The following is a 21064-nucleotide window of genomic DNA, read 5'->3' as shown; positions in this document are numbered from 1 at the left end:
CCTGACGAATTCTTCCGGCGTCAGGCCAGGGGCGAACAGGAAACCCTGGCCGACATTGACCCCCAACCCCATCAGGTAGCGGCGCTGGGCCTCCGATTCGATGCCTTCGGCGACCACCCCCAGTCCCAGGCTGCGGGCAATCCCGCAGATCGCCTCGCACACGGCCATGTCCGAGCGGTCACCTGGTACGCCTTCCACGAACAGCTGGCTGAGCTTGAGGCCGTGGATCGGCAGCCGGCGCAGGTAGTTCAGCGCGCTGTAGCCTTCACCGAAATCATCGATGGCCAGCATCACCCCCATCTCGCGCAGCCGGGCGAAGGTGCGCAGGGTGTCCGGCGCATCCTCGATCAGCACGCGCTCGGTGAACTCCAGTTCCAGCGCGCTGCCGGGCAGATGGAACTCGTCCAGCGCCTGGCGCACCTTCAGCGCCAGGTCGTCGCCGGTGAACTGGCGGTAGGACACGTTGACCGCGACGCGCACCAGCCCGAGGCCTTCGTCCTGCCATTGCCGGACCTGGCGGCAGGCCTCGCGCAGCGCCCACTGGCCGATCCGCACGATGTCGCCGGTGCTTTCGGCGTGGGCGATGAACAGGTCCGGGCGCATCTCGCCCAGCTGCTCGTTCTGCCAGCGGATCAGCGCTTCGGCGGCGATCACCTCGCCGGTGCGCAGGTTCACCTGCGGCTGGTAGACCAGGCGGAATTCGTCGGCTTCCAGGGCGCGATGCAAGCGGCTTTCGATCTGCAGGCGGTCGTGCTGGGCCTGTGCCAGTTCCGGTGAGAACACCTGCCAGCCGTTGCGGCTGCGGCGCTTGCAGTCATACATCGCAGTATCGGCATTCTGGATCAGCTGCTGCGGGCGCACGCCATCGCGCGGCGCGCAGGCGATGCCGATGCTGGCCGTCACCACGAACTCGTCATTGCCGAACACGAACGGGGGCTCGAAGGCGGCGGTGATGCGCTGGGCCAGCAGTTCGGGCTGGTCGGACTGGTCGCGGGTATCACAGACGACCAGGAATTCATCGCCACCGAAGCGTGCCAGCAGCCCTTCGGTGCCGATCGCACGGCCGATCCGGCGGGTCGCCTCGATCAGCAGTTCGTCGCCGGCGCTGTGCCCCAGCAGGTCATTGACGGTCTTGAAACGGTCCAGGTCGATGTACAGCACTGCTGCCCTGCAGTGGGTCGGGTTGGACAGCCGCACGCCCAGGTCGCTGAGCACCGCATCGCGGTTCATGATGCCGGTGAGCGGGTCGGTACGCGCCTGGATGCGCAGGGTTTCCTCGGCCTGCTTGCGCTCGGTGATGTCCTGCACGGTGCCGGCGATGCGCGCGGCGTCCACGTCGCCTTCGGATGCCTCGCCGATCATGCGCACCCAGAACGAGTGGCCATCGGCGCGTTGACCGCGCAGTTCCAGCGCGAAGCTGCTGCGCGCGTCGACGCTGGCCGCCAGTGCCTGCTGCAGCGCCAGCCGGTCATCGCTGCGCAGGCACTCCATCAGGTCGGGCATGTCATCCAGTGGCAGTTCCTGGCCCAGGATCCGGCGCGCTTCATCGGTCAGGTACAGGCGGGCCAGTCCGCGGTCCCACTCCCAACCGCCGATGTGGGCCAACGACTGCGCGCGGTCGAACAGCGCGTTGTTGCGCTTCAGTTCGGTGATGTCGCTGAACATCGCGAAGACATGGTCGGCATGGTCGCGCCCGTTGCCGAACACCGGCACGTTGGTGATCGACAGCCACAGCATGCGCCCGCGCGGACGGTGGTACAGGCCGACGATGGTGCTGCGGATGACCCGGCCGGCCTGGAAGCAGCGGTTGGCCGGCCATTGGTCGTGGCCCAGCAGGTGGCCATGTTCGTCCACCATGATCCAGTCGCGCGGATCGAGCAGGGTCTGCAGGCTGGAGCCGGTTCCGGCCGTGCCCAGGATGCGGTGCGCGGCCGGATTGGCCGATACCACGCGCAGTTCGCGGTCGAACAGGATCACGCCCTTGTCGATGGATTCCATCAGCAGGCGGTAGCGCGACTCGGCCTGCCAGCGCCCGCTCAGGTCACGCGCCACCGCCACGATGCACGGTTCGCCCTGCAGTTCGAAGCCGGCCGAGTGCACCTCCACCGGAAAGCGGCTGCCGTCACCGCGCATGTTGGTGACTTCGATGACGTAGGTGTCCCCGCGCTGCAGCGCTGCCCAGACCGGCTCCAGGTGGTCGCTCGGCAGGTCCGGGTTCAACAGTTCGATCGGCTGCCCGATGATCGCTTCGCGGGGGCGGCCGTAGGCGCGTACGCCGGCGCGGTTGAGGTCCATCACCACCCCGGCCGAACTGAGGATGCTGACCGGGTCGGGCACGGCGTCGAACAGGGCGGCGTAGCGCTGCTCGGCGTCCTGGCGCTGCTGCATCGCCTCATCCAGCGCCTGCCGGGCCTGCTGCAGCAGCGCGTGCTGTTCGGCCCGGTGTGGCTGGGACAGCGCGTGGTCCAGTGCAGCCCGTGCGTCGCTCTGCGTGGCGGGGTGTCCGCCAGCGGCCAGCTCGTCGCAGGGGCCGCGGCGGCTCATGTCGCTGCCATCGCCTTGCCGACGCGGCTGCCGGTGGGCCGGCCGAACAACGCCGACAGCCAGCGGCCGATCTCGGCCAGCAGCTCAAGTTCCACGCCGGTCTGCAGCCCCATTCCATGCAGCAGGTAGACCGCATCTTCGCTGGCCACGTTGCCGCTGGCGCCCTTCGCGTAGGGGCAGCCGCCGGCGCCGGAGACCGCGCTGTCGACCACGCGCACCCCGGCCTCCACGCAGCTGGCGATGTTGGCCACGGCCTGGCCGTAGGTGTCATGGAAATGCACCGCCAAAGCCTGCATCGGGACGTCGGCGGCGACCGCCTCCAGCATCGCCCGTGCCTTGCGCGGCGTGCCTACGCCGATGGTGTCGCCCAGCGATATTTCGTAACAGCCCATGCCATGCAGGGCGCGCGCCACGCGGACCACCTCGCTCACGGGAACCTCGCCCTGGTAGGGGCAGCCGAGCACGGTGGACACATAGCCGCGCACGCGCACGCCATCGTCGGCGGCCCGGCGCAGGATGGGCTCGAACCGGGCCAGGGACTCATCGATGCCGGCATTGGTGTTGGTGCGATTGAAGGTTTCCGAGGCAGCGGTGAACACTGCGACCTCCTGCACCCCGGCTGCCAGCGCGCGCGCATACCCCTGCTCATTGGGGACCAGCACCGGGTAGGCCACGCCGGGACGGCGGTGGATGCCGGCATAGACATCGGCGGCATCGGCCAGTTGCGGGACCCAGCGTGGACTGACGAAGCTGGTGGCCTCGATGCTGCGCAGGCCGGTGGCGGACAGGCGGTCGATCAGCGCGATCTTGTCGGCCGTGCTGACCGGCTGCTTTTCGTTCTGCAGGCCGTCACGCGGGCCCACTTCGACGATACGGACGAAATCAGACATTCCGGCGCCTCCGCAATGACGGGCGGGCGGCAGGACAGGCAGGGCTGGCAGGGCGGGAGGCAACGATCACGGAACATCCTGTAGATGAAGTGGCGCGCGCAATGACGGCCACGAGAGAGATATACGCAGGCCGTCGGAGCAACCGGCCAGCCCGCTGCATGAACCGCCTTAACGCGGGCGGGCCGGTGCGCGCAGCATCGACGCCGCCGGGCGGCTGTGGCGTGAAGACGCGTGGAGTCAGCCGGCGTCGATCCAGCCCGGACGGCGCTTGCCAAGGAACGCGCCCAGGCCTTCCTGGCCCTCCGCCGATACCCGCAGGCGGGCAATCAGTTCGGCGTTGGCCTGGTCACGTGCATCGGGATCGTGGCTGACCACCACCTGCCGCACCAGCGCCTTGGCACTGGCTGCAGCCACCGGTCCGGCGGCCATCAGCAGCGCCAGCTGCTGTTCGACCGCGGCATCCAGCTGGTCGTCCGCCACCACCGCGTGCACCAGGCCGATGCGCAGCGCCGTGGCGGCGTCGAACTGCTCGCCGGTGGCGAACCAGCGCCGTGCCTGGCGCGTTCCGATGGCGGCGATGACATACGGGGAAATAACCGCGGGCAGCAGGCCCAGCCGGCTTTCGGTCAGGCCGAAGCGCGCACTGTCGGCGGCGATGGCGATGTCACAGCACGCCACCAGGCCCACGCCGCCACCGAACGCCGACCCGTGTACCCGCGCCAGCGTTGGTTTCGGCAGCTCGTCCAGCGTGCGCATCAGGCGGGCCAGGGCCAGCGCATCCTGGCGGTTTTCGGATTCGCTGGCGGCGGCCATGCCGCGCATCCACTGCAGGTCCGCGCCGGCGGAGAACGAGGCGCCCTCACCGGCGAGCACCACCGCGCGCACCGACGGGTCGCGTCCGGCCTGGTCCAGCGCATGGGTGAGTTCGGCGATCAGGCCGTCGTCAAAGGCATTGTGCAGCGCCGGGCGGTGCAGGCGCAGGGTGAGCAGGGCGCCGGAGCGCTCGACCAGCAGGGAATCCGTCATAAAATCCGCAGTTACTCGATACCTGTACAGATCATAGCGGCCCAAAGGTCATGGGCCATGACGCGGCGCGGCGATGTTAGAATTGATAACCATTCTTATCACTGGAAAGTGCGCGAGTGACGCTGTCCGATCTGCCTTTGCAAGCCAACGCCGTGGTCGAAACCGTCCATGACACGCACGCCAATGACGCGATTTCCCGTCGCCTGAGGGAGCTCGGCTTCGTCAAGGGCGAGTCCGTGCGATTGGTCGCGCGCGGCCCGATTGGCGGCGAACCGCTGCTGGTGCAGGTCGGTTTCACCCGGTTTGCGCTGCGCCGCAGTGAGGCCGCGCGCATCCAGATCACCGCTGAACAGGGGGCGTCGGCATGAGCAACGCTGCGAGCCTGCCCCTGCGCGTGGCGTTGGTCGGCAATCCAAACAGCGGCAAGACCGCGCTGTTCAACCAGCTGACCGGCAGCCGGCAGAAGGTCGCCAATTACACCGGCGTCACCGTGGAACGCAAGGAAGGCCGCATGCGCGCGCCATCCGGCCGCGAGTTCGCCATCCTCGACCTGCCCGGCGCCTACAGCCTGCAGCCGGCCAGCCTGGACGAGGCGATCACCCGCGACCTGTGCCGCGGCTTCTACCCGGGTGAGGCAGCACCGGACGTGCTGCTGTGCGTGATCGATGCGACCAACCTGCGCCTGCACCTGCGCTTCGCGCTGGAACTGCGCCAGCTCGGCAAGCCGATGGTGGTGGCACTGAACATGGTCGATGCGGCCGAACGACGCGGCATCAAGATCGACGTGCCGGCGCTGGAGCGTGCACTCGGCGTGCCCGTGGTGGAAACCGTGGCGGTGCGCAAGCATGGGGCGCAGGCGCTGGTGGCGCGGCTGGACGCGATGGTGCCGCACCTCGGCGCACCGGTGGCGGTGGTGGATGGGCAGGACGTCGATTACCACGCGCAGGTGCGCGGGATCCTCGATGCCGCCGTCAGCATGCCTACCCGCACCGCGAAGATCGATGACACGCTGGACCGCTGGCTGCTGCATCCGGTGTTCGGCCTGGCCACCCTGGTGGTGGTGATGTTCCTGATCTTCCAGGCGGTGTTTGCCTGGGCCACGCCGATGATGGACGGGATCGAAGCCCTGTTCGGCTGGCTCGGCGAGCAGGCCGGCGCGGTGCTTCCGGAAGGCCCGCTGGCCAGCCTGATCACCGATGGCATCATCGCCGGCCTCGGCGGGGTGGTGGTGTTCCTGCCGCAGATCCTGATCCTGTTCGCCTTCATCCTGGCGCTGGAAGAATCCGGCTACCTGCCGCGGGCGGCGTTCCTGCTGGACCGCATGATGGCCTCGGCCGGGCTGTCCGGGCGTTCGTTCATCCCGCTGCTTTCCAGCTTCGCCTGCGCGGTGCCCGGCATCATGGCGACCCGCAGCATCCAGGACCCGCGTGACCGCCTTGCGACCATCCTGGTGGCGCCGCTGATGACCTGCTCGGCAAGGCTGCCGGTGTACGCGCTGCTGATCGGCGCGTTCATTCCGGATGGCAAGGTCGGCATCTTCAACCAGCAGGGGCTGGTGCTGTTCGGCCTGTACGTGGCCGGCATCTTCAGCGCGCTGCTGATGTCCTGGGTGATGAAGAAGTGGCGCCGCGACAAGAGCGAGCATCCGCTGATGCTGGAGCTTCCGTCGTACCGCATCCCGCACCCGCGCGACCTGGCCGTGGGCCTGTACGAACGCGGCATGATCTTCCTCAAGCGCGTGGGTGGCATCATCCTGGCGCTGACCATCCTGCTGTGGTTCCTGCTGTCCTTCCCCGGTGCACCGGCCGATGCGACGATGCCGGCCATCGATTACAGCTACGCCGGCCAGCTCGGCCATGCGATGACCGCGATCTTCGCCCCGCTGGGCTTCAACTGGCAGATCTGCATCGCGCTGATCCCGGGCATGGGCGCGCGCGAAGTGGCGGTGTCCTCGCTGGCGACCATCTACGCGCTGTCGGCGCCGGACGATGACGCGGCGATCTCCGCGCTGACCCCGATCGTCAGTGACGGCTGGTCGCTGGCCACCGGCCTGTCACTGCTGGTGTGGTTCATCTACGCGCCGATGTGCATCTCCACGCTGGCCACGATCAAGCGTGAAACCAATTCGTGGAAGCAGATGGGCTTTGCCACCGTGTACCTGTTCGCCGCCGCCTACATTGCAGCCCTGGTCACCTACCAGGTGACCGTGGCGCTGGGAGGCGGTTGATGGAGGCCGGCCTGCTGCTGCAGTACCTGATCGTCGCGCTGGCCGTGCTGGCCAGTGCGTGGGTGGTGCTGAAGAAGCAGTTCCCGGGCACGGTGCGCAAGGCACGCGGTGCGTTGGCGCTGAGCCTGCTGCGCTCCGGCCAGCCGGGCTGGCGGCAGTCGCTGGGCCGGCGCATCGCGCCGCCGGCAAGTGGCGGTGCCGGGGCCTGCGGTGGGTGTGACAGCTGTGGGCCGACGCCGCCGAAGGCGCACTGAGCGGCTGGCGCTCTGCATCGGTAGCGCCGAGCCATGCTCGGCGAGCGCAGCGGCAAGGGCAGGACGGCCAGCGGCCGTCACTACCGCGCCCAGCGGACCACCGCCGCAGGCATCAATCGCGCACCAGTCCGCCATCCACCACCAGGTTCTGCCCGGTGACCGCGCGCGACCACGGCGAAGCGAAGAACAGCGCCGCATCGGCGAACTCGGCCGGGGTCGTCACGCTGCGCAGCGGCGTGGCCTCGGCGATGTAATCAAACAGCGCTTCCGGGGTGGCGGCACTGGCATCGGTGCTGCGCAGCAGGCCACCGGACAGCATGTTGACGGTGATTCCCTCCGGCCCCAGGTCGCCGGCCAGCGTGCGGGTCAACGACAGCAGCGCCGCCTTGGCGGCGGTGTAGTCGTGATAGGGCACCACCGGGTTCTGGAACAGGTTGCTGCCGATGTTGATGATGCGGCCGAAGTGCTGCGCGCGCATGCCGGGCAGGGCGGCCTGCACGGTGTTCAGCGCGCCGCGCACGCTGCCGTCGAACTGGGACTGGAAGCTGGCCCAGCCGATGCTGTCGGCTTTCTCGCGGGCGTCGCCGTTGAAACTGAAGGTGGCCAGCGCATTGTTGACCACGGTGCTGACCGGCTGGCCGAAGTGCGCCTGCGCCAGGGTCAGCAGGGTGTCTACCTGGTGCCGGTCGGTGACATCGGCCTGCACCGCAAGGGCGTGTTCGCCGAGCTCCTGGGCCAGGGCGCGCGCTGCCTCGCTGCTGCGGTGGTAATTGATGATCACCTTGGCGCCCTGCGAGGCGAAGGCACGGGCGATGTGCTGGCCCAGGCCGCGTCCGGCGCCGGTCACCAGCACCAGCTGTTGTTCGATCTTCATGGAGGAGGGCATCGCCGCTTGGAAAACCAGCAGGCTAGCAAGCGGTGGCGTGAGACCGCGTCGCGGCCTGGTGCGCGACGCCCCCTGTGCAAATACGCGGCCAGCCGCTAGCCTTCCCGGATGAACCAGACTCCCCTGCGATTGCTCATCCACGGTGCCTCCGGGCGCATGGGCCAGGCCCTGCTGCGGCTGGCCGCCGAACATACCGATACGCTGAACGTGGTGGGGGCCTACACCGGCCGCGCGCCCGCGCAGCGGGTGGTGGACGGCATCCCGCACTTCGCTGCCAAGGAACTGCACGGCGCTCCGCCGTTCGACGTGGCCATCGATTTCAGCCTGCCCGAAGGCTTCGATGCGATCCTGGCACTGTGCGTGGAACGCGGCGCGGGGCTGGTCTCGGGGACCACCGGCATCAGCCAGGCGCAGCGCGAGGCGCTGGACGCGGCGGCCAAGGCGATCCCACTGGTGTGGGCATCCAATTTCAGCCTGGGCGTGGCGGTGCTGGATGAACTGGTCGAGCGCGCCGCGCAGGCGTTGGCCGGCTGGGACTGCGACATCGTCGAATCGCACCACACCCGCAAGCTGGATGCGCCGTCGGGCACTGCACTGACACTGGGCGCGGCGGCCGGCCGCGGCGGGGCCACCCCGCAGTACGCCAGCCTGCGCGCCGGGGACATCGTCGGTGAACATCTTGTTCAGTTCACCGGTCTGGGCGAGCGGATCGAGCTGGTGCACCGGGCGACCAACCGCGACATCTTTGCCCGTGGCGCGCTGTTTGCCGCGCGTCAGCTGGGTCAACGCGCCCCGGGGAGCTACCGGGTGCGGGACCTGCTGAACGGCTGAACGCAGTGGGCGGCGGCATCCCGCGAAGGGCCCGCTGCGCTCGCCGACCGCGGGTCGGCGCTACCGTCCGGGGCTTGGCGGTGGGCTACCGCTGCGCTCGCCGACCATGGGTCGGCGCTACCGTTCAGGATCCCGTGGCGCGCTACCTGCAACGTGGTGCTGGCGCCGGACCCCGCATGCGTCTACAATTCGCACTCGCCGAAACACGACAGCCGGACCGGTCCTGAACCGTACGTCCGCGCTTTTTTGCAACCGGTTTTTACCGTGAGCGCAGGCGTGACCTTCGGTACCCCATCGGTAGCCAAAGTGAGATTTCCGTGACCCAAGCCGCAATCCTCGTCCTCGAAGACGGCACCGTATTCGAGGGCGAATCCGTAGGCGCGCCCGGCCTGTCCGTCGGTGAAGTGGTGTTCAACACCGCCATGACCGGTTACCAGGAAGTGCTGACTGATCCGTCCTACGCCCGGCAGATGGTCACGCTGACCTACCCGCATATCGGCAACACCGGCATGACCGACCAGGACAACGAAGCGTCCAAGGTGTGGTCGGCCGGCCTGATCGTGCGCGACGTGCCGCGCCGCCCGAGCAGCTGGCGCAGCCAGGTTTCGCTGCAGGACTGGCTGCTGCAGCGTGGCGTGGTGGCCATCTCCGGCATCGATACCCGCAAGCTGACGCGCATCCTGCGCGAGAAGGGCGCCCAGAACGGTGCCCTGATGGCAGGCGAGGGCATCAGCGTGGAGAAGGCGCTGGAGGCTGCGCGCAGCTTCCCCGGCCTGAAGGGCATGGACCTGGCCAAGGTCGTGTCGACCGAAACCACCTACCAGTGGAACGAAGGCCAGCTCGACCTGGACGCCAACGCATTCGTCAGCGTGCCGTCGCAGTACAAGGTCGTGGCCTACGACTACGGCGTGAAGACCAACATCCTGCGCATGCTGGCCGAGCGCGGCTGCGATGTGACCGTCGTTCCTGCGCAGACCCCGGCGGCCGACGTGCTGGCGCTGAAGCCGGACGGTGTGTTCCTGTCCAACGGCCCGGGTGACCCGGAGCCGTGCGACTACGCGATCAGCGCGATCAAGACCGTGCTGGACGCCCGCGTGCCGACCTTCGGCATCTGCCTGGGCCACCAGCTGCTGGCGCTGGCCTCCGGTGCGAAGACCCTGAAGATGGGCCACGGCCACCACGGCGCCAACCATCCGGTGCAGGACCTGGACAGCGGCCGGGTGATGATCACCTCGCAGAACCACGGTTTCGCGGTGGATGAGGCGACCCTGCCGACGACCCTGCGGGTGACCCATCGTTCGCTGTTCGACGGCACCAACCAGGGCATCGCGCGCACCGACGTGCCGGCATTCTCCTTCCAGGGCCACCCCGAAGCGTCGCCGGGACCGACCGACGTCGGCCCGCTGTTCGATCGTTTCGTGACCCTGATGGCCGAGGCCAAGGCCTGATGCGCCTCACCGCACTGCTGGCCGGCCTGTTGTTGGCCGGCACCGCAAGCGCCCAGCCGGCCACGCCGGCCGAGGTGGCGGTGATCATGCACCAGCTGGGCATGCAGGGCCTGGGCAAGAACAGCGCCGAAGTGCTGTTCAGTGTCTCCCCGACGCTGAAGGCGCTGGACCAGGGCGGGCGCGATTGCGCGTCCACCCAGATCGGCAAGCTGCTCGACGCCCACTTCCAGCAGCAGATCGCCGGCAACCTGGGCGACGACGGCGCGCTGCTGGTGGGTGAATGGAAGCAGTTCATGGCCACGCCTGCCGGTGTGGACATGGGCCGCACCTTCCAGGCCAGCGCGGCCGCCCAGCAGGGCATGGCCAGCGAAAGCCCGGAAGTGAGCGAAGCGAACAAGGTGGAGATCGCCCGTTTCATGGGCACCCCCGCCTTCCAGCGCTTCATCGACGGCCTGGGTGCCGACGGCGGGATGCCGGAAAACATTGGCGAGACGATGTCCGCCGCGCTCAAGCGCGAATGCCGCATCGACTTCGACCCGGAACAGATTTCCTGATCGTCAGCGTGCGATCACTCCCCCTTGTCACGCTGTACCGACCTAGAGAAGAAAATGGCAAAGCGCACTGACCTGAAAACCATCCTCATCATCGGTGCTGGCCCGATCGTCATCGGCCAGGCCTGTGAGTTCGACTACTCTGGCGCGCAGGCCTGCAAGGCACTGCGCGACGAGGGGTACCGCGTGGTGCTGGTCAACAGCAATCCGGCCACCATCATGACCGACCCGGAGATGGCCGACGCCGTCTACATCGAGCCGATCAACTGGCAGACGGTCGAGAAGATCATCGCCAAGGAAAAGCCCGATGCGCTGCTGCCGACCATGGGTGGCCAGACCGCGCTGAACTGCGCGCTGGACCTGGCCGACAACGGCGTGCTGGAGAAGTACAACGTCGAGCTGATCGGCGCCAAGCGCGAAGCGATCCGCATGGCCGAAGACCGCGAGCTGTTCCGCGTGGCGATGGGCGAGATCGGCCTGGAATGCCCGTCGGCCGCGGTCGCCCATACGCTGGAAGAAGCGCTGGATATCCAGACCCGCGTCGGCTACCCGACCATCATCCGTCCGAGCTTCACCCTGGGCGGCAGCGGCGGCGGCATCGCCTACAACCGCGAAGAGCTGATCGACATCGTCACCCGCGGCCTGGAACTGTCGCCGACCACCGAAGTGCTGGTGGAAGAATCGGTGCTGGGCTGGAAGGAGTTCGAGATGGAAGTGGTCCGCGATACCGCGGACAACTGCATCATCGTGTGCTCCATCGAGAACCTGGACCCGATGGGCGTGCACACCGGTGACTCGATCACCGTGGCCCCGGCGCAGACCCTGACCGACAAGGAATACCAGCGCCTGCGCGATGCCTCCATCGCCGTGCTGCGCAAGATCGGCGTGGATACCGGTGGCTCGAACGTGCAGTTCGGCATCAATCCGCACACCGGCCGCGTGGTGGTGATCGAGATGAACCCGCGCGTGTCGCGCTCCTCGGCACTGGCGTCCAAGGCCACCGGCTTCCCGATCGCCAAGGTCGCCGCCAAGCTGGCCGTGGGTTACACCCTGGACGAGCTGAAGAACGAGATCACCGGCGGCCTGACCCCGGCCTCGTTCGAGCCGTCGATCGACTACGTCGTCACCAAGATCCCGCGCTTCGCCTTCGAGAAGTTCCCGGCCGCCGATGCCCGCCTGACCACCCAGATGAAGTCGGTGGGCGAGGTGATGGCGATGGGCCGCACCTTCCAGGAATCGATGCAGAAGGCGCTGCGTGGCCTGGAAACCGGCAAGGTGGGCTTCGACCCGACCGAGCTGGACCTGGGCAACGAAGACGACATGCAGACCCTGCGCCGCGAGCTGAAGGCCCCCGGTCCGGAGCGCCTGTTCTACGTGGCCGACGGCTTCCGCGCCGGCATGAGCGTGGAAGAGATCCATGCGCTGTCCTTCATCGATCCGTGGTTCCTGGACCAGATCGAAGAGATCATCACGGCCGAAGGTGAGGTCGCCGCCGGGGGCATTGATTCGCTCGACGCCGCGCGCCTGCGCAAGCTCAAGCGCGCCGGTTTCTCCGATGCCCGCCTGGCCCAGCTGACCGGCACCAACGAAGCAGCCGTGCGTGCGCTGCGTCGCGCCCACAAGGTGCGTCCGGTGTACAAGCGCGTGGACTCCTGCGCCGGTGAGTTCGCCACCGGTACCGCCTACCTGTATTCGACCTACGAGGACGAGTGCGAAGCCGCGCCGAGCAACCGCGACAAGATCATGATCCTCGGCGGTGGCCCGAACCGCATCGGCCAGGGCATCGAGTTCGACTACTGCTGCGTGCACGCGGCACTGGCGCTGCGCGAGGATGGCTATGAAACCATCATGGTCAACTGCAACCCGGAAACCGTCTCCACCGACTACGACACCTCCGACCGCCTGTACTTCGAGCCGCTGACGCTGGAAGACGTGCTGGAGATCGTCGAGCTGGAACAGCCGAAGGGCGTGATCGTGCAGTACGGCGGCCAGACCCCGCTGAAGCTTGCACGCGCGCTGGAAGCCAATGGCGTGCCGGTGATCGGCACCAGCCCGGACTCCATCGACCTGGCCGAAGACCGCGAGCGCTTCCAGCAGCTGGTGGACAACCTGGGCCTGAAGCAGCCGCCGAACCGCATCGCCCGCAACGACCAGGAAGCGCTGCTGCTGGCGCGCGAGATCGGCTACCCGCTGGTGGTGCGCCCGAGCTACGTGCTGGGCGGCCGTGCGATGGAAATCGTCTACGGTGAGTCCGACCTCGCACGCTACGTGCGTGATGCGGTCAAGGTCTCCAACGATTCGCCGGTGCTGCTGGACCGCTTCCTCGACAATGCCGTCGAAGTGGACGTGGACATCATCGCCGACAGCCAGGGCAACGTGCTGATCGGCGGCGTGATGGAGCACATCGAAGAAGCCGGCGTGCATTCGGGCGATTCGTCCTGCTCGCTGCCGCCGTATTCGCTGTCTGCCGAAACCCAGGCCGAGCTGCGCCGCCAGGTGGTGGAGCTGGCCAAGGCCCTGAACGTGGTCGGCCTGATGAACACCCAGTTCGCCATCCAGGCCGGTGAGAACGGTGAGGACATCGTCTACCTGCTGGAAGTGAACCCGCGTGCCTCGCGCACCGTGCCGTTCGTGTCCAAGGCCACCGGCATGCCGCTGGCCAAGATCGCCGCTCGCTGCATGGCCGGCAAGACGCTGGCCGAGCAGGGCGCCACCAAGGAAATCGTGCCGGACTACTACTCGGTGAAGGAGGCGATCTTCCCGTTCGCCAAGTTCCAGGGTGTCGATCCGATCCTCGGGCCGGAGATGCGCTCCACCGGTGAAGTGATGGGCGTGGGCCGCAGCTTCAGCGCCGCCTTCGCGCGTGCGCAGGAAGCCGGTGGCATCAAGGCGCCGCCGGTCGGCAAGGCCTTCGTGTCGGTGCGTGACCCGGACAAGCAGCGCGTGCTGCCGGTCGCCGAGGCGCTGCTGGCCAAGGGCTACAGCCTGGTCGCCACCCGTGGCACCGCCGCGTGGCTGCAGCAGCACGGCATGGAATGCGAGATCGTCAACAAGGTGGTCGAGGGCCGTCCGCACATCGTGGACCGCATCAAGAACGGTGAGATCGTCTACATCGTCAACACGACCGAAGGCCGTGCGGCGATCAACGATTCGTTCTCGATCCGTCGCGAAGCGCTGCAGCACCGCGTGACCTATTCGACCACCATCGCCGGTGCCAAGGCACTGGTGCATTCGCTGGAATTCCGCGGTACCGGCCCGGTCTGGTCGCTGCAGGAACTGCACAAGGAACTGAACGCATGAGAGCTCCCATCACGATGAAGGGCGCGCAGCGTCTGCGCGAAGAGCTGGACCAGCTGAAGTCGGTCAAGCGCCCCAAGGTGATCGCCGCGATCGCCGAGGCGCGCGAGCACGGTGACCTGAAGGAAAATGCCGAGTACCACGCCGCGCGCGAAGAACAGGGCTTCATCGAAGGCCGCATCAAGCAGCTGGAAGGCGAGTTGTCGCACGCCGAGATCATCGACGTATCCAAGCTCAATGCCGGCTCCAAGGTGGTGTTTGGTGCGTCGGTGACGCTGGCCGACGTGGAAACCGACGAAGAGAAGAAGTACCAGATCGTCGGTGACCTGGAAGCGGACATCAAGCTCGGCCTGATCGCCATTTCCTCGCCGGTGGCCCGCGCGATGATCGGCAAGCTGGAAGGCGACAGCATCACCATCGATGCCCCGGCCGGCCAGCGCGAGTACGAGATCGTCAGCGTCAGCTACGCGGGCTGATCGATGGCAACGGCAACGCTGCTGCTGGCTGCACGCAGTCGATTCGCGGTGGCCGCGTTGCCCGATGAGGTGGCACGTGCGCTCGGTCGTGCCGAGCGCAGCGAGCACGCAGCGGGGGAGGGCGCGCAGCTGCAGCGCCACTTCCGCGTGCAGGGGGCATCGACCACGCTTGATGCCGCCGATGCCACCGCGATGCCTGCCGCGGCACTGACCCGCCAGCTGGATGCCGGCGATGCGGCCGGCCACGTCTGGCTGCGCGCCGATCCGGCGCACATGGTGCCGGACATGCACGGTGCGCGGATGATGGGGCACGGCGACACGCTGCGCCCCTCGCACGAGGATGCCGTCGCGCTGCTGCCGGACCTGCAGCCGGTGTTCGCCGAACACGGCCTGCATCTGGATGCGCCGGTTGCCTCGCGCTGGTACCTGCGCGTCCCGGATGACATGCCGTTGCCGGTGTTTGCGAGTCCGGATGACGTGCTCGGCGATGATCTTTTCAGCCATCTGCCCAGCGGCGTCGAAGGTCGGCGCTGGCGCGCGCTGTTGACCGAAACCCAGGTGGTACTGCATTCGCACCCGTGGAATGCCCAGCGCATTGCGCAGGGGCTGAGCCCGATCAATTCGCTGTGGTTCTGGGGTGCAGGGCGGCTGCCGCAGAGCGTGGCCACGCCACATGCACAGGTGCGCAGCCGCGATGCGCTGCTGCGCGCCCTGGCCACCGCGGCAGGCGTACAGGTGGATGGCGAACAGTCGGTGGATGCGCTGGTCGACCTGCGTCCGCTGCGTTCGCTGGAGCAGCTGGCCAGCCAGGCGATCGCGCCGCTGCTGCTGGCGTTGCGCCGCGGCGAGCTGCAGCGGCTGGTGCTGGATTTCGAGGACGGCGTGCAGTTCGCCTTCCAGCGTTCGCAGCGCTGGCAGATCTGGAAGAAACCACGGCAGTTGCACGATTGACCCGCGCGGTATCATGCAACGTCTTCCTGCAACCGGCGTAGCCGATGTCCCCTGCCGCCGAGTCCAACCCCGTCATCTGCCGCCGCGACCGTGTCGACGTAGCCCCTTGGGCTGACGGCACCCTGCCGCTGCTGGCCCGCCTGTACACCGCGCGCGGGGCGCACACGCCCGAACTGGCGCTGCCCCGGCTGGGCAACCTGCATGCACCTGAGCTGTTGACCGGCATCGATGGCGCGGTGCGTCTGCTGGCGGCGGCCATCGCCGCGGACAAGCGCATCGTGGTGGTGGGTGACTTTGACTGCGATGGCGCCACTGCCTGTGCGGTCGGCGTGCGCGGACTGCGCATGCTCGGCGCGCGCCACGTCGCCCATGCGGTGCCCAATCGCATGGTGCATGGCTACGGGCTGTCGCCAGCACTGGTGGAGGAACTGGCCCTGCTGCAACCGGACCTGCTGGTCACCGTGGACCACGGCATCGCGTGCCATGCCGGGGTGGCGGCAGCCAAGGCCAAGGGCTGGCAGGTGCTGGTCACCGACCACCATCTGCCTGGTCCGCAGCTTCCGCCGGCCGATGTCATCGTTGATCCGAATCTGCACGACGATGCCTTCCCCAGTAAATCATTGGCCGGCGTCGGCGTGATCTTCTATGTACTGCTGGCCTTGCGCCGGCACCTGCGCGAGGCGGCGGTGTTCGCCGACGGCAAGGGACCGGACCTGGCCACGCTGCTGGATCTGGTCGCCGTGGGTACGGTCGCCGATCTGGTGGCGCTGGATGCCAACAACCGCGCGCTGGTGAGTGCCGGGCTGCGGCGCCTGCGCGCCGGGCAGGGCTGCGTCGGGCTGAAAGCCTTGATCGAAGCCAGTGGTCGCGATGCGGCGCGGCTGACCGCCACCGATATCGGCTTTGCGCTGGGCCCGCGCTTGAACGCGGCCGGCCGGCTGGAGGACATGGCGCTGGGCATCGCGCTGCTGCTGACCGAGGACCCGGCGCAGGCGCGCGACATCGCGCAGACGCTGGAGCAGATCAACGCCGAGCGCCGCGCCGTGCAGCAGACCATGACCGACGACGCCGAGAAGGCGGTGGCCAAGGTGGTGCTGGATGACGACGGACAGCGCCCGATCGCCGCGGTGCTGTTCGATGCCGAGTGGCATCCGGGTGTGATCGGCCTGGTGGCCTCGAAGATGAAAGACCGCCTGCACCGACCGGTGGTCGCCTTCGCGCCGGCTGAACCGGGCGCTGATGCGTTGCGAGGGTCCGCGCGTTCGATTCCCGGCCTGCACATCCGCGATGCGCTGGCGCTGGTCGATGCGCAGCAGCCGGGCCTGATCGAGCGCTTCGGTGGCCATGCGATGGCCGCCGGCATGAGCCTGCCGCACGCCCACCTGACGGCGTTCGAAGACGCCTTCGCCGCAGCCGTGCATCAGTTGCTGGACCCGGTGATGCTGCAGCAGCAGATCCTCAGCGATGGCGAGCTCGGCAGCGACGAGCTGGACCATCGCCACGCCGATGCGCTGCGGCTTGCCGGCCCGTGGGGGCAGGGCTTCCCGGAGCCGCTGTTCGATGGACATTTCGAGGTGACCAACTGGCGGGTGTTGAAGGAGCGGCACCTCAAGCTGGAACTGCGCCGTCCCGGGATGGCCGGGTTGATCAATGCCATCCAGTTCGGGGGCTGGACCGGCAACGCGCCGGCACGCAACGTGCACCTGGCGTATCGGCTGGCCTGCGATGATTACCGCGGCGGTACGGCGATCCAGTTGATCGTCGAGCACTGCAGCGCGGCCTGACCGCTCCCGCCGAGCATGGCCCGGCGGAATCCCTCAACGTTCGCGGCCCCGCATCCGGCGCATCCTTACTCCTTGACCGTGGCGACCCGCGTCGGCAGGTCCCACGCGCCGCCTGCGGCGACCAGCCGGCACAGGCCCGTGGTGGTGGCCGAGGTAGCCACGAAGCGGCGCCCGTCCCAGCCCCAGCTGTTCATCGACCAGCAGTCGCCCAGGCCTCGCCCCTTGTGCGATCCACTGATGCTGCGGCCGTCGTCATCATTACCGAAGTGGGTGACCAGCTGCGGCTGGTAGGGCGCCGTCTCGTTGACCACCCAGTAGCCGCTGCCTTCGTTGTAGGCGCCACGCCAGCACAGGGCCGATACCAGCAGCTTGTCCGCGCTCAGGCGCTGGACCTTCAACGGCACGACAGGCTCATCCATCGACTCGGTCTGGTCGGGCTGCAGGGCCGCGCAGTCATCGGGCGGCGTGGCGGCCACCAGAGCGGCGCGCAGCGCACCGGAGGTCGCCAGTGCGGCGTCGGTCGGGCGCGCTGCGGCCAATTTCGCCAGCACCACGACCGGCATCGGCAACGCTGCGGGCACCGACGATTCCGCGCGCTTGCCCTTGCGCATCACCGCCCCGGGCGTGCCCAGCCGGCCCTGGAACTCATCCATTTTCAGCAGCACCGCCGATGCGCCACGCGCCGACAGCGTCCATTGCCGCTGGTCATCACCGGTGAAGACGACGCGGCCTGCGCCGGCACCGCTCACCGAGGCCAGCAAGGCGGCCACCTGGGGCGGGCTCAACGTCGCCGTGCCCGCGCCAGTCGCGTAATCCACGCGACCCTGGTCACGCTCGTCGACCTGCATCTGCAGCGTGGCGGGCAGCACGCTTTCCTCGTACTGGCCGAGCATCAGGCTGGCGGTGATCGGCTGGTCGGGGCCACCGTGGCGCGTCAGCAGCACCGATACCGGCAGCGGGTCCGCGCCTTCGTCGTTCTGGTAGCCCGCCGCGCGGCAGGTCCGGGTGTTGTCGCAGGCCAGCGTCCAGTCGTGGTGACTGAAGTCGATGCCCACCAGCTCGGTTGGCGAAGCACACAAGGCGGGCAGTGGGGCGGACAGCAGAAGCAGCAACGAGGGCAGGCGCACGGAGGTCCCGGTGTATGAAAGCGGCCCGTGCATGGTGGCCGATGCGAAGGCGCAGGCCAAGATGGCAACACGGCAAACCCCGATGGGCGCCATCATGCGTTCAATGGACTGTCCCCCACGCAGGAGCATCACATGCAAGGTCTGTCTCGCGGTCTGGTCATGCTCGGCATCGCGGGGCTGGGTATCGCGGCCTACACGGTGGAGGCACAGCGTCCGACGCCACCCCCGCCTGCCGTCAGCGCGCCGGCTGCCGTTACCGCGCCGGTGTTGCAGGTGAAAGGCGCCGAAGTGCCGGTGCAGCTGCGCCATGCCAGCCTGCGCGGCACGGTGGCCGCCGGCCTGGCCGAAACCCGCATCGAAATGGAGTTCCACAACCCCAACGGCCGCATGCTGGAGGGGCAGCTGGAGTTCCCGTTGGCTGATGGCCAGCAGGTGGCGGGCTTTGCGCTGGATATCGATGGCCAGCTGCGCGACGCGGTGCCGGTGCCCAAGGCCCAGGGCCGGCAGGTGTTCGAGGCCATTGAACGGCGCCGGGTCGACCCGGGTCTGCTGGAACAGACCGCCGGGAACCAGTTCCGCCTGCGCATCTATCCGATCCCCGCGCACGGCAGCCGCCGCGTGGTGTTGACCCTCCGCCAGACCCTGCCGGTGGACGCGCAGGGCCTGCGCTGGACGCTGCCGCTGCAGTTCGCGCGTGGCGCGCAGCAGGCAAGCGTGCAACTCGATGCCAGTGGCGTCGGCGCACCGCGTGCCTCGACTGGACTGGCAGGGCAGTTCCAGCTGCGCGATGGCCGCTATCAGCTGCAGTGGCAGGGCCGCGGTGCGGCGCTGCCGGCGCAGGCGCAGTGGTGGCTGCCGCAGGTGCGCCAACGCGACGTGGTGGCCGGCCTGCACGAGGGCCAGCGCTACCTCATGGCGCAGATCCCGGTGCCGCTGCAGGCCGTGCCACGGGCGCTGCCCACCCGCATCGGGCTGCTCTGGGATGCGTCCGGATCGGCGTCCCAGCGCGATCGTGAGGCCGAGTTTGCCGTGCTTGACCGCTATTTCAAGTCCGTCGGCGATGGCCAGGTCCAACTGACGGTGTTGCGCGACCAGTCCGAGCCCGCGCGCGATTTCCGCCTGCGCGCTGGCGACTGGTCCGCACTGCGTGCTTACCTGCAGGCGCTGCCGCTGGACGGGGCCAGTGCGCTGGGTGCGTGGACACCACAGCCGGCGGTGCAGGAATACCTGCTGGTCAGTGATGGGCTGTCCAACTACGGCAAGCGCAGCCAGCCGGCACTCGCTGCAGGCCAGCGCCTGTATGCCTTGAGTGGTGCCGGCGCGCGCACCGACACGGCGCGCCTGCGTGCCTGGACCGCTGCCCACCAGGGCGAGCTGCTGGTGCTGTCCACGCCGGCGGATGTGGCGTCGGCGGCAGCACGGTTGCTGCAGCAGGGCGCGGCGGTGGTGTCGCTGGAAGGCGATGGGATCAGCGCGGTGGTCGCCGATGCCGGTGCGGCAGCGCAGGGCTGGTTGCGGGTGCTGGGCAGGATCGACAGGCCCGACGGCAGCGTGCAGCTGCGCGTGCGCCTGCCGGATGGGCGCATCGATACCCAGCGGGTGAGCGCCGGCGAAGCGCGGCTGCAGCCTGGCGGCCTGGTGGCACATGCCTGGGCGAACGGCCAGCTGGCCGACTGGGCGGGTGATCCGGCGGCCCACGCCGCCGCGCAACGCACGCTGTCGCAGGCGTTCGGGCTGGTCAGTGCGGACACTTCGCTGCTGGTGCTCGAATCGATCGAAGACTATCTGCAGCATGGCATCCGTCCGCCGTCGCCGCTGCGCGCCGAGTACGACCGTCGGCACGCGCTGGCCGCCGTCGACGTGGCACGTGAGCGCAGCCAGCGGCTCGATGACATCGCACGGCAGGTCGCTGATCGTCAGCGCTGGTGGGAAACCCGCTGGCCCAAAGGCACCCCGCCGCAGGCGAAGCAGGAAACGGCCAGCCCGGCCGCGGTCGCGATGGCAGCGCCGGTAGCGGCGGAGGACGCCTTCGAGGCCCGACCAAACGACAGCGTCGCTGCGCCGCCGCCGCCGCCGCCGTCGCCTTCACTCGCACCCGCACCCGCACCGGCAGCGCCGCAGGCCATGCTGGCGCGCCAGGCCCCGGGCCCGCGCGCCGAGCGCGCTGCGTCCACCCCAGGCGCTGCCAACGGCGGTGAGATCACCATCGCGCTCGCGCCATGGGCCGCCGATGCACCGTATGCCAAGCGCCTGCGCGCGGCTCCGGCCGACGCGCTGTATCCGCTGTACCTGTCCGAGCGCGCGCAGCATGCGGACAGCAGCGCGTTCTACCTGGACGTGGCCGACCTGCTGCTGGCCAAGGGCCAGCGTGCGTTGGCGCTGCGGGTGCTGTCCAACCTGGCCGAAATGCAGATCGAAAACCGCCACGTACTGCGCGTGCTCGGGTATCGCCTGATGCAGGCCGATGCGCCTGCACTGGCGGTGCCGGTGTTCCGTGACGTGCTGGCGATGGGCGAGGAGGAGCCGCAGAGCTTCCGCGACCTCGGCCTGGCGCTGGAAGCCAGCGGCCAGTACCCGCAGGCACTCAAGGCGCTGTACGAAGTGGTGCTGCGGCCGTGGGACAGCCGCTTCGATGGCATCTCGCTGATCGCACTGGATGAAGCCACCACCCTCATGGCACGCCAAGGCCTGGATGCCAGCGCGATCGACCCGCGCCTGCGCCGGCCGATGCCGCTGGACCTGCGCGTGGTGCTGGGCTGGGACAGCGACAAC

Annotated in this window: 16 protein-coding genes; 11 read left to right on the top strand and 5 right to left on the bottom strand. The window is 68.5% G+C overall.

Features of this window, described 5'->3' with window-relative positions; translation table 11 throughout:
* From ABB28_RS13615 to ABB28_RS13605, 3 genes are all read right to left on the bottom strand, one after another.
* On the bottom strand, positions 1-2544 hold a 2544-nt coding region (locus tag ABB28_RS13615), incomplete at its 3' end, for a sensor domain-containing protein (RefSeq protein WP_057509135.1).
* Complete coding sequence (locus ABB28_RS13610; protein WP_057509134.1) at positions 2541-3434, bottom strand: hydroxymethylglutaryl-CoA lyase; 894 nt, start codon at positions 3432-3434, stop codon at positions 2541-2543. The genes ABB28_RS13615 and ABB28_RS13610, both read right to left, overlap by 4 nt.
* A 237-nt stretch (positions 3435-3671) precedes the next feature.
* Positions 3672-4460, bottom strand: coding sequence for an enoyl-CoA hydratase-related protein (locus tag ABB28_RS13605; RefSeq protein WP_057509133.1), 789 nt, complete (start codon positions 4458-4460; stop codon positions 3672-3674).
* Between the two features lie 116 nt (positions 4461-4576).
* Between ABB28_RS13605 and ABB28_RS13600 the strand changes: the two genes are divergently transcribed.
* The 3 genes from ABB28_RS13600 to ABB28_RS13590 are packed head-to-tail and all read left to right on the top strand — an operon-like array spanning position 4577 to position 6941.
* Positions 4577-4828 carry a FeoA family protein gene (locus tag ABB28_RS13600; protein ID WP_057509132.1) on the top strand — a complete coding sequence of 84 codons (252 nt, stop codon included), beginning with the start codon at positions 4577-4579 and terminating at the stop codon, positions 4826-4828.
* Positions 4825-6687, top strand: a complete 1863-nt coding sequence (feoB, locus tag ABB28_RS13595) for a ferrous iron transporter B (RefSeq protein WP_057509131.1) — start codon at positions 4825-4827, stop codon at positions 6685-6687. Before ABB28_RS13600 ends, feoB begins: the two co-directional genes overlap by 4 nt.
* Complete coding sequence (locus ABB28_RS13590; RefSeq protein ID WP_057509130.1) at positions 6687-6941, top strand: DUF6587 family protein; 255 nt, start codon at positions 6687-6689, stop codon at positions 6939-6941. Before feoB ends, ABB28_RS13590 begins: the two co-directional genes overlap by 1 nt.
* Before the next feature lie 112 nt (positions 6942-7053).
* On the opposite strand, the gene ABB28_RS13585 is transcribed toward ABB28_RS13590, so the two are convergent.
* Entirely contained in the window at positions 7054-7815 is a 762-nt protein-coding gene (locus ABB28_RS13585; RefSeq protein WP_057509129.1) for a 3-oxoacyl-ACP reductase, read from the bottom strand.
* A 120-nt stretch (positions 7816-7935) separates the two neighbouring features.
* Between ABB28_RS13585 and dapB the strand changes: the two genes are divergently transcribed.
* From dapB to recJ, 7 genes are all read left to right on the top strand, one after another.
* Positions 7936-8658, top strand: coding sequence for a 4-hydroxy-tetrahydrodipicolinate reductase (dapB, locus tag ABB28_RS13580; RefSeq protein ID WP_083492033.1), 723 nt, complete (start codon positions 7936-7938; stop codon positions 8656-8658).
* Between the two features lie 317 nt (positions 8659-8975).
* Positions 8976-10106, top strand: a complete 1131-nt coding sequence (gene carA / locus ABB28_RS13575; protein ID WP_057509127.1) for a glutamine-hydrolyzing carbamoyl-phosphate synthase small subunit — start codon at positions 8976-8978, stop codon at positions 10104-10106.
* The gene (locus tag ABB28_RS13570; protein WP_057509126.1) at positions 10106-10660 is read left to right on the top strand and encodes a hypothetical protein; all 555 of its coding nucleotides are present in this window, start codon (positions 10106-10108) and stop codon (positions 10658-10660) included. The genes carA and ABB28_RS13570 overlap by 1 nt, the downstream gene beginning before the upstream one ends.
* A 54-nt stretch (positions 10661-10714) precedes the next feature.
* Positions 10715-13957, top strand: a complete 3243-nt coding sequence (carB, locus tag ABB28_RS13565; protein WP_057509125.1) for a carbamoyl-phosphate synthase large subunit — start codon at positions 10715-10717, stop codon at positions 13955-13957.
* 8 nt (positions 13958-13965) lie between these two features.
* Complete coding sequence (gene greA, locus ABB28_RS13560; RefSeq protein ID WP_185000279.1) at positions 13966-14430, top strand: transcription elongation factor GreA; 465 nt, start codon at positions 13966-13968, stop codon at positions 14428-14430.
* Positions 14431-14433: 3 nt separating this feature from the next.
* Positions 14434-15381: a hypothetical protein gene (locus tag ABB28_RS13555; protein WP_057509124.1), complete on the top strand. Its 948-nt coding sequence runs from the start codon at positions 14434-14436 to the stop codon at positions 15379-15381.
* 44 nt (positions 15382-15425) lie between these two features.
* On the top strand, positions 15426-17165 hold the full coding sequence (gene recJ, locus ABB28_RS13550) for a single-stranded-DNA-specific exonuclease RecJ (RefSeq protein ID WP_057509123.1): 1740 nt from the start codon (positions 15426-15428) through the stop codon (positions 17163-17165).
* A 65-nt stretch (positions 17166-17230) separates the two neighbouring features.
* Here the strand turns inward: recJ and ABB28_RS13545 are convergent, their stop codons facing one another.
* Positions 17231-18325, bottom strand: a complete 1095-nt coding sequence (locus ABB28_RS13545; RefSeq protein WP_057509136.1) for a DUF1176 domain-containing protein — start codon at positions 18323-18325, stop codon at positions 17231-17233.
* 99 nt (positions 18326-18424) lie between these two features.
* Between ABB28_RS13545 and ABB28_RS13540 the strand changes: the two genes are divergently transcribed.
* On the top strand, positions 18425-21064 hold a 2640-nt coding region (locus ABB28_RS13540; protein WP_245625342.1), incomplete at its 3' end, for a VIT domain-containing protein.

Origin of the sequence: Stenotrophomonas chelatiphaga (genome assembly GCF_001431535.1) — a bacterium.
Lineage (GTDB): Bacteria > Pseudomonadota > Gammaproteobacteria > Xanthomonadales > Xanthomonadaceae > Stenotrophomonas > Stenotrophomonas chelatiphaga.
The sequence above is the reverse complement of the archived record's forward strand: the minus strand, read 5'-3'. Positions and strand labels throughout refer to the sequence as shown.

Excerpts from the sequence above, each read along its gene's own strand:
- ABB28_RS13610 (WP_057509134.1), bottom strand. The coding sequence starts at position 3,434 with ATGTCTGATTTCGTCCGTATCGTCGAAGTGGGCCCGCGTGACGGCCTG.
- ABB28_RS13605 (WP_057509133.1), bottom strand. The coding sequence starts at position 4,460 with ATGACGGATTCCCTGCTGGTCGAGCGCTCCGGCGCCCTGCTCACCCTG.
- feoB (WP_057509131.1), top strand. The coding sequence starts at position 4,825 with ATGAGCAACGCTGCGAGCCTGCCCCTGCGCGTGGCGTTGGTCGGCAAT.
- ABB28_RS13590 (WP_057509130.1), top strand. The coding sequence starts at position 6,687 with ATGGAGGCCGGCCTGCTGCTGCAGTACCTGATCGTCGCGCTGGCCGTG.
- ABB28_RS13585 (WP_057509129.1), bottom strand. The coding sequence starts at position 7,815 with ATGAAGATCGAACAACAGCTGGTGCTGGTGACCGGCGCCGGACGCGGC.
- dapB (WP_083492033.1), top strand. The coding sequence starts at position 7,936 with ATGAACCAGACTCCCCTGCGATTGCTCATCCACGGTGCCTCCGGGCGC.
- ABB28_RS13570 (WP_057509126.1), top strand. The coding sequence starts at position 10,106 with ATGCGCCTCACCGCACTGCTGGCCGGCCTGTTGTTGGCCGGCACCGCA.
- carB (WP_057509125.1), top strand. The coding sequence starts at position 10,715 with ATGGCAAAGCGCACTGACCTGAAAACCATCCTCATCATCGGTGCTGGC.
- ABB28_RS13555 (WP_057509124.1), top strand. The coding sequence starts at position 14,434 with ATGGCAACGGCAACGCTGCTGCTGGCTGCACGCAGTCGATTCGCGGTG.
- recJ (WP_057509123.1), top strand. The coding sequence starts at position 15,426 with ATGTCCCCTGCCGCCGAGTCCAACCCCGTCATCTGCCGCCGCGACCGT.
- ABB28_RS13545 (WP_057509136.1), bottom strand. The coding sequence starts at position 18,325 with ATGCACGGGCCGCTTTCATACACCGGGACCTCCGTGCGCCTGCCCTCG.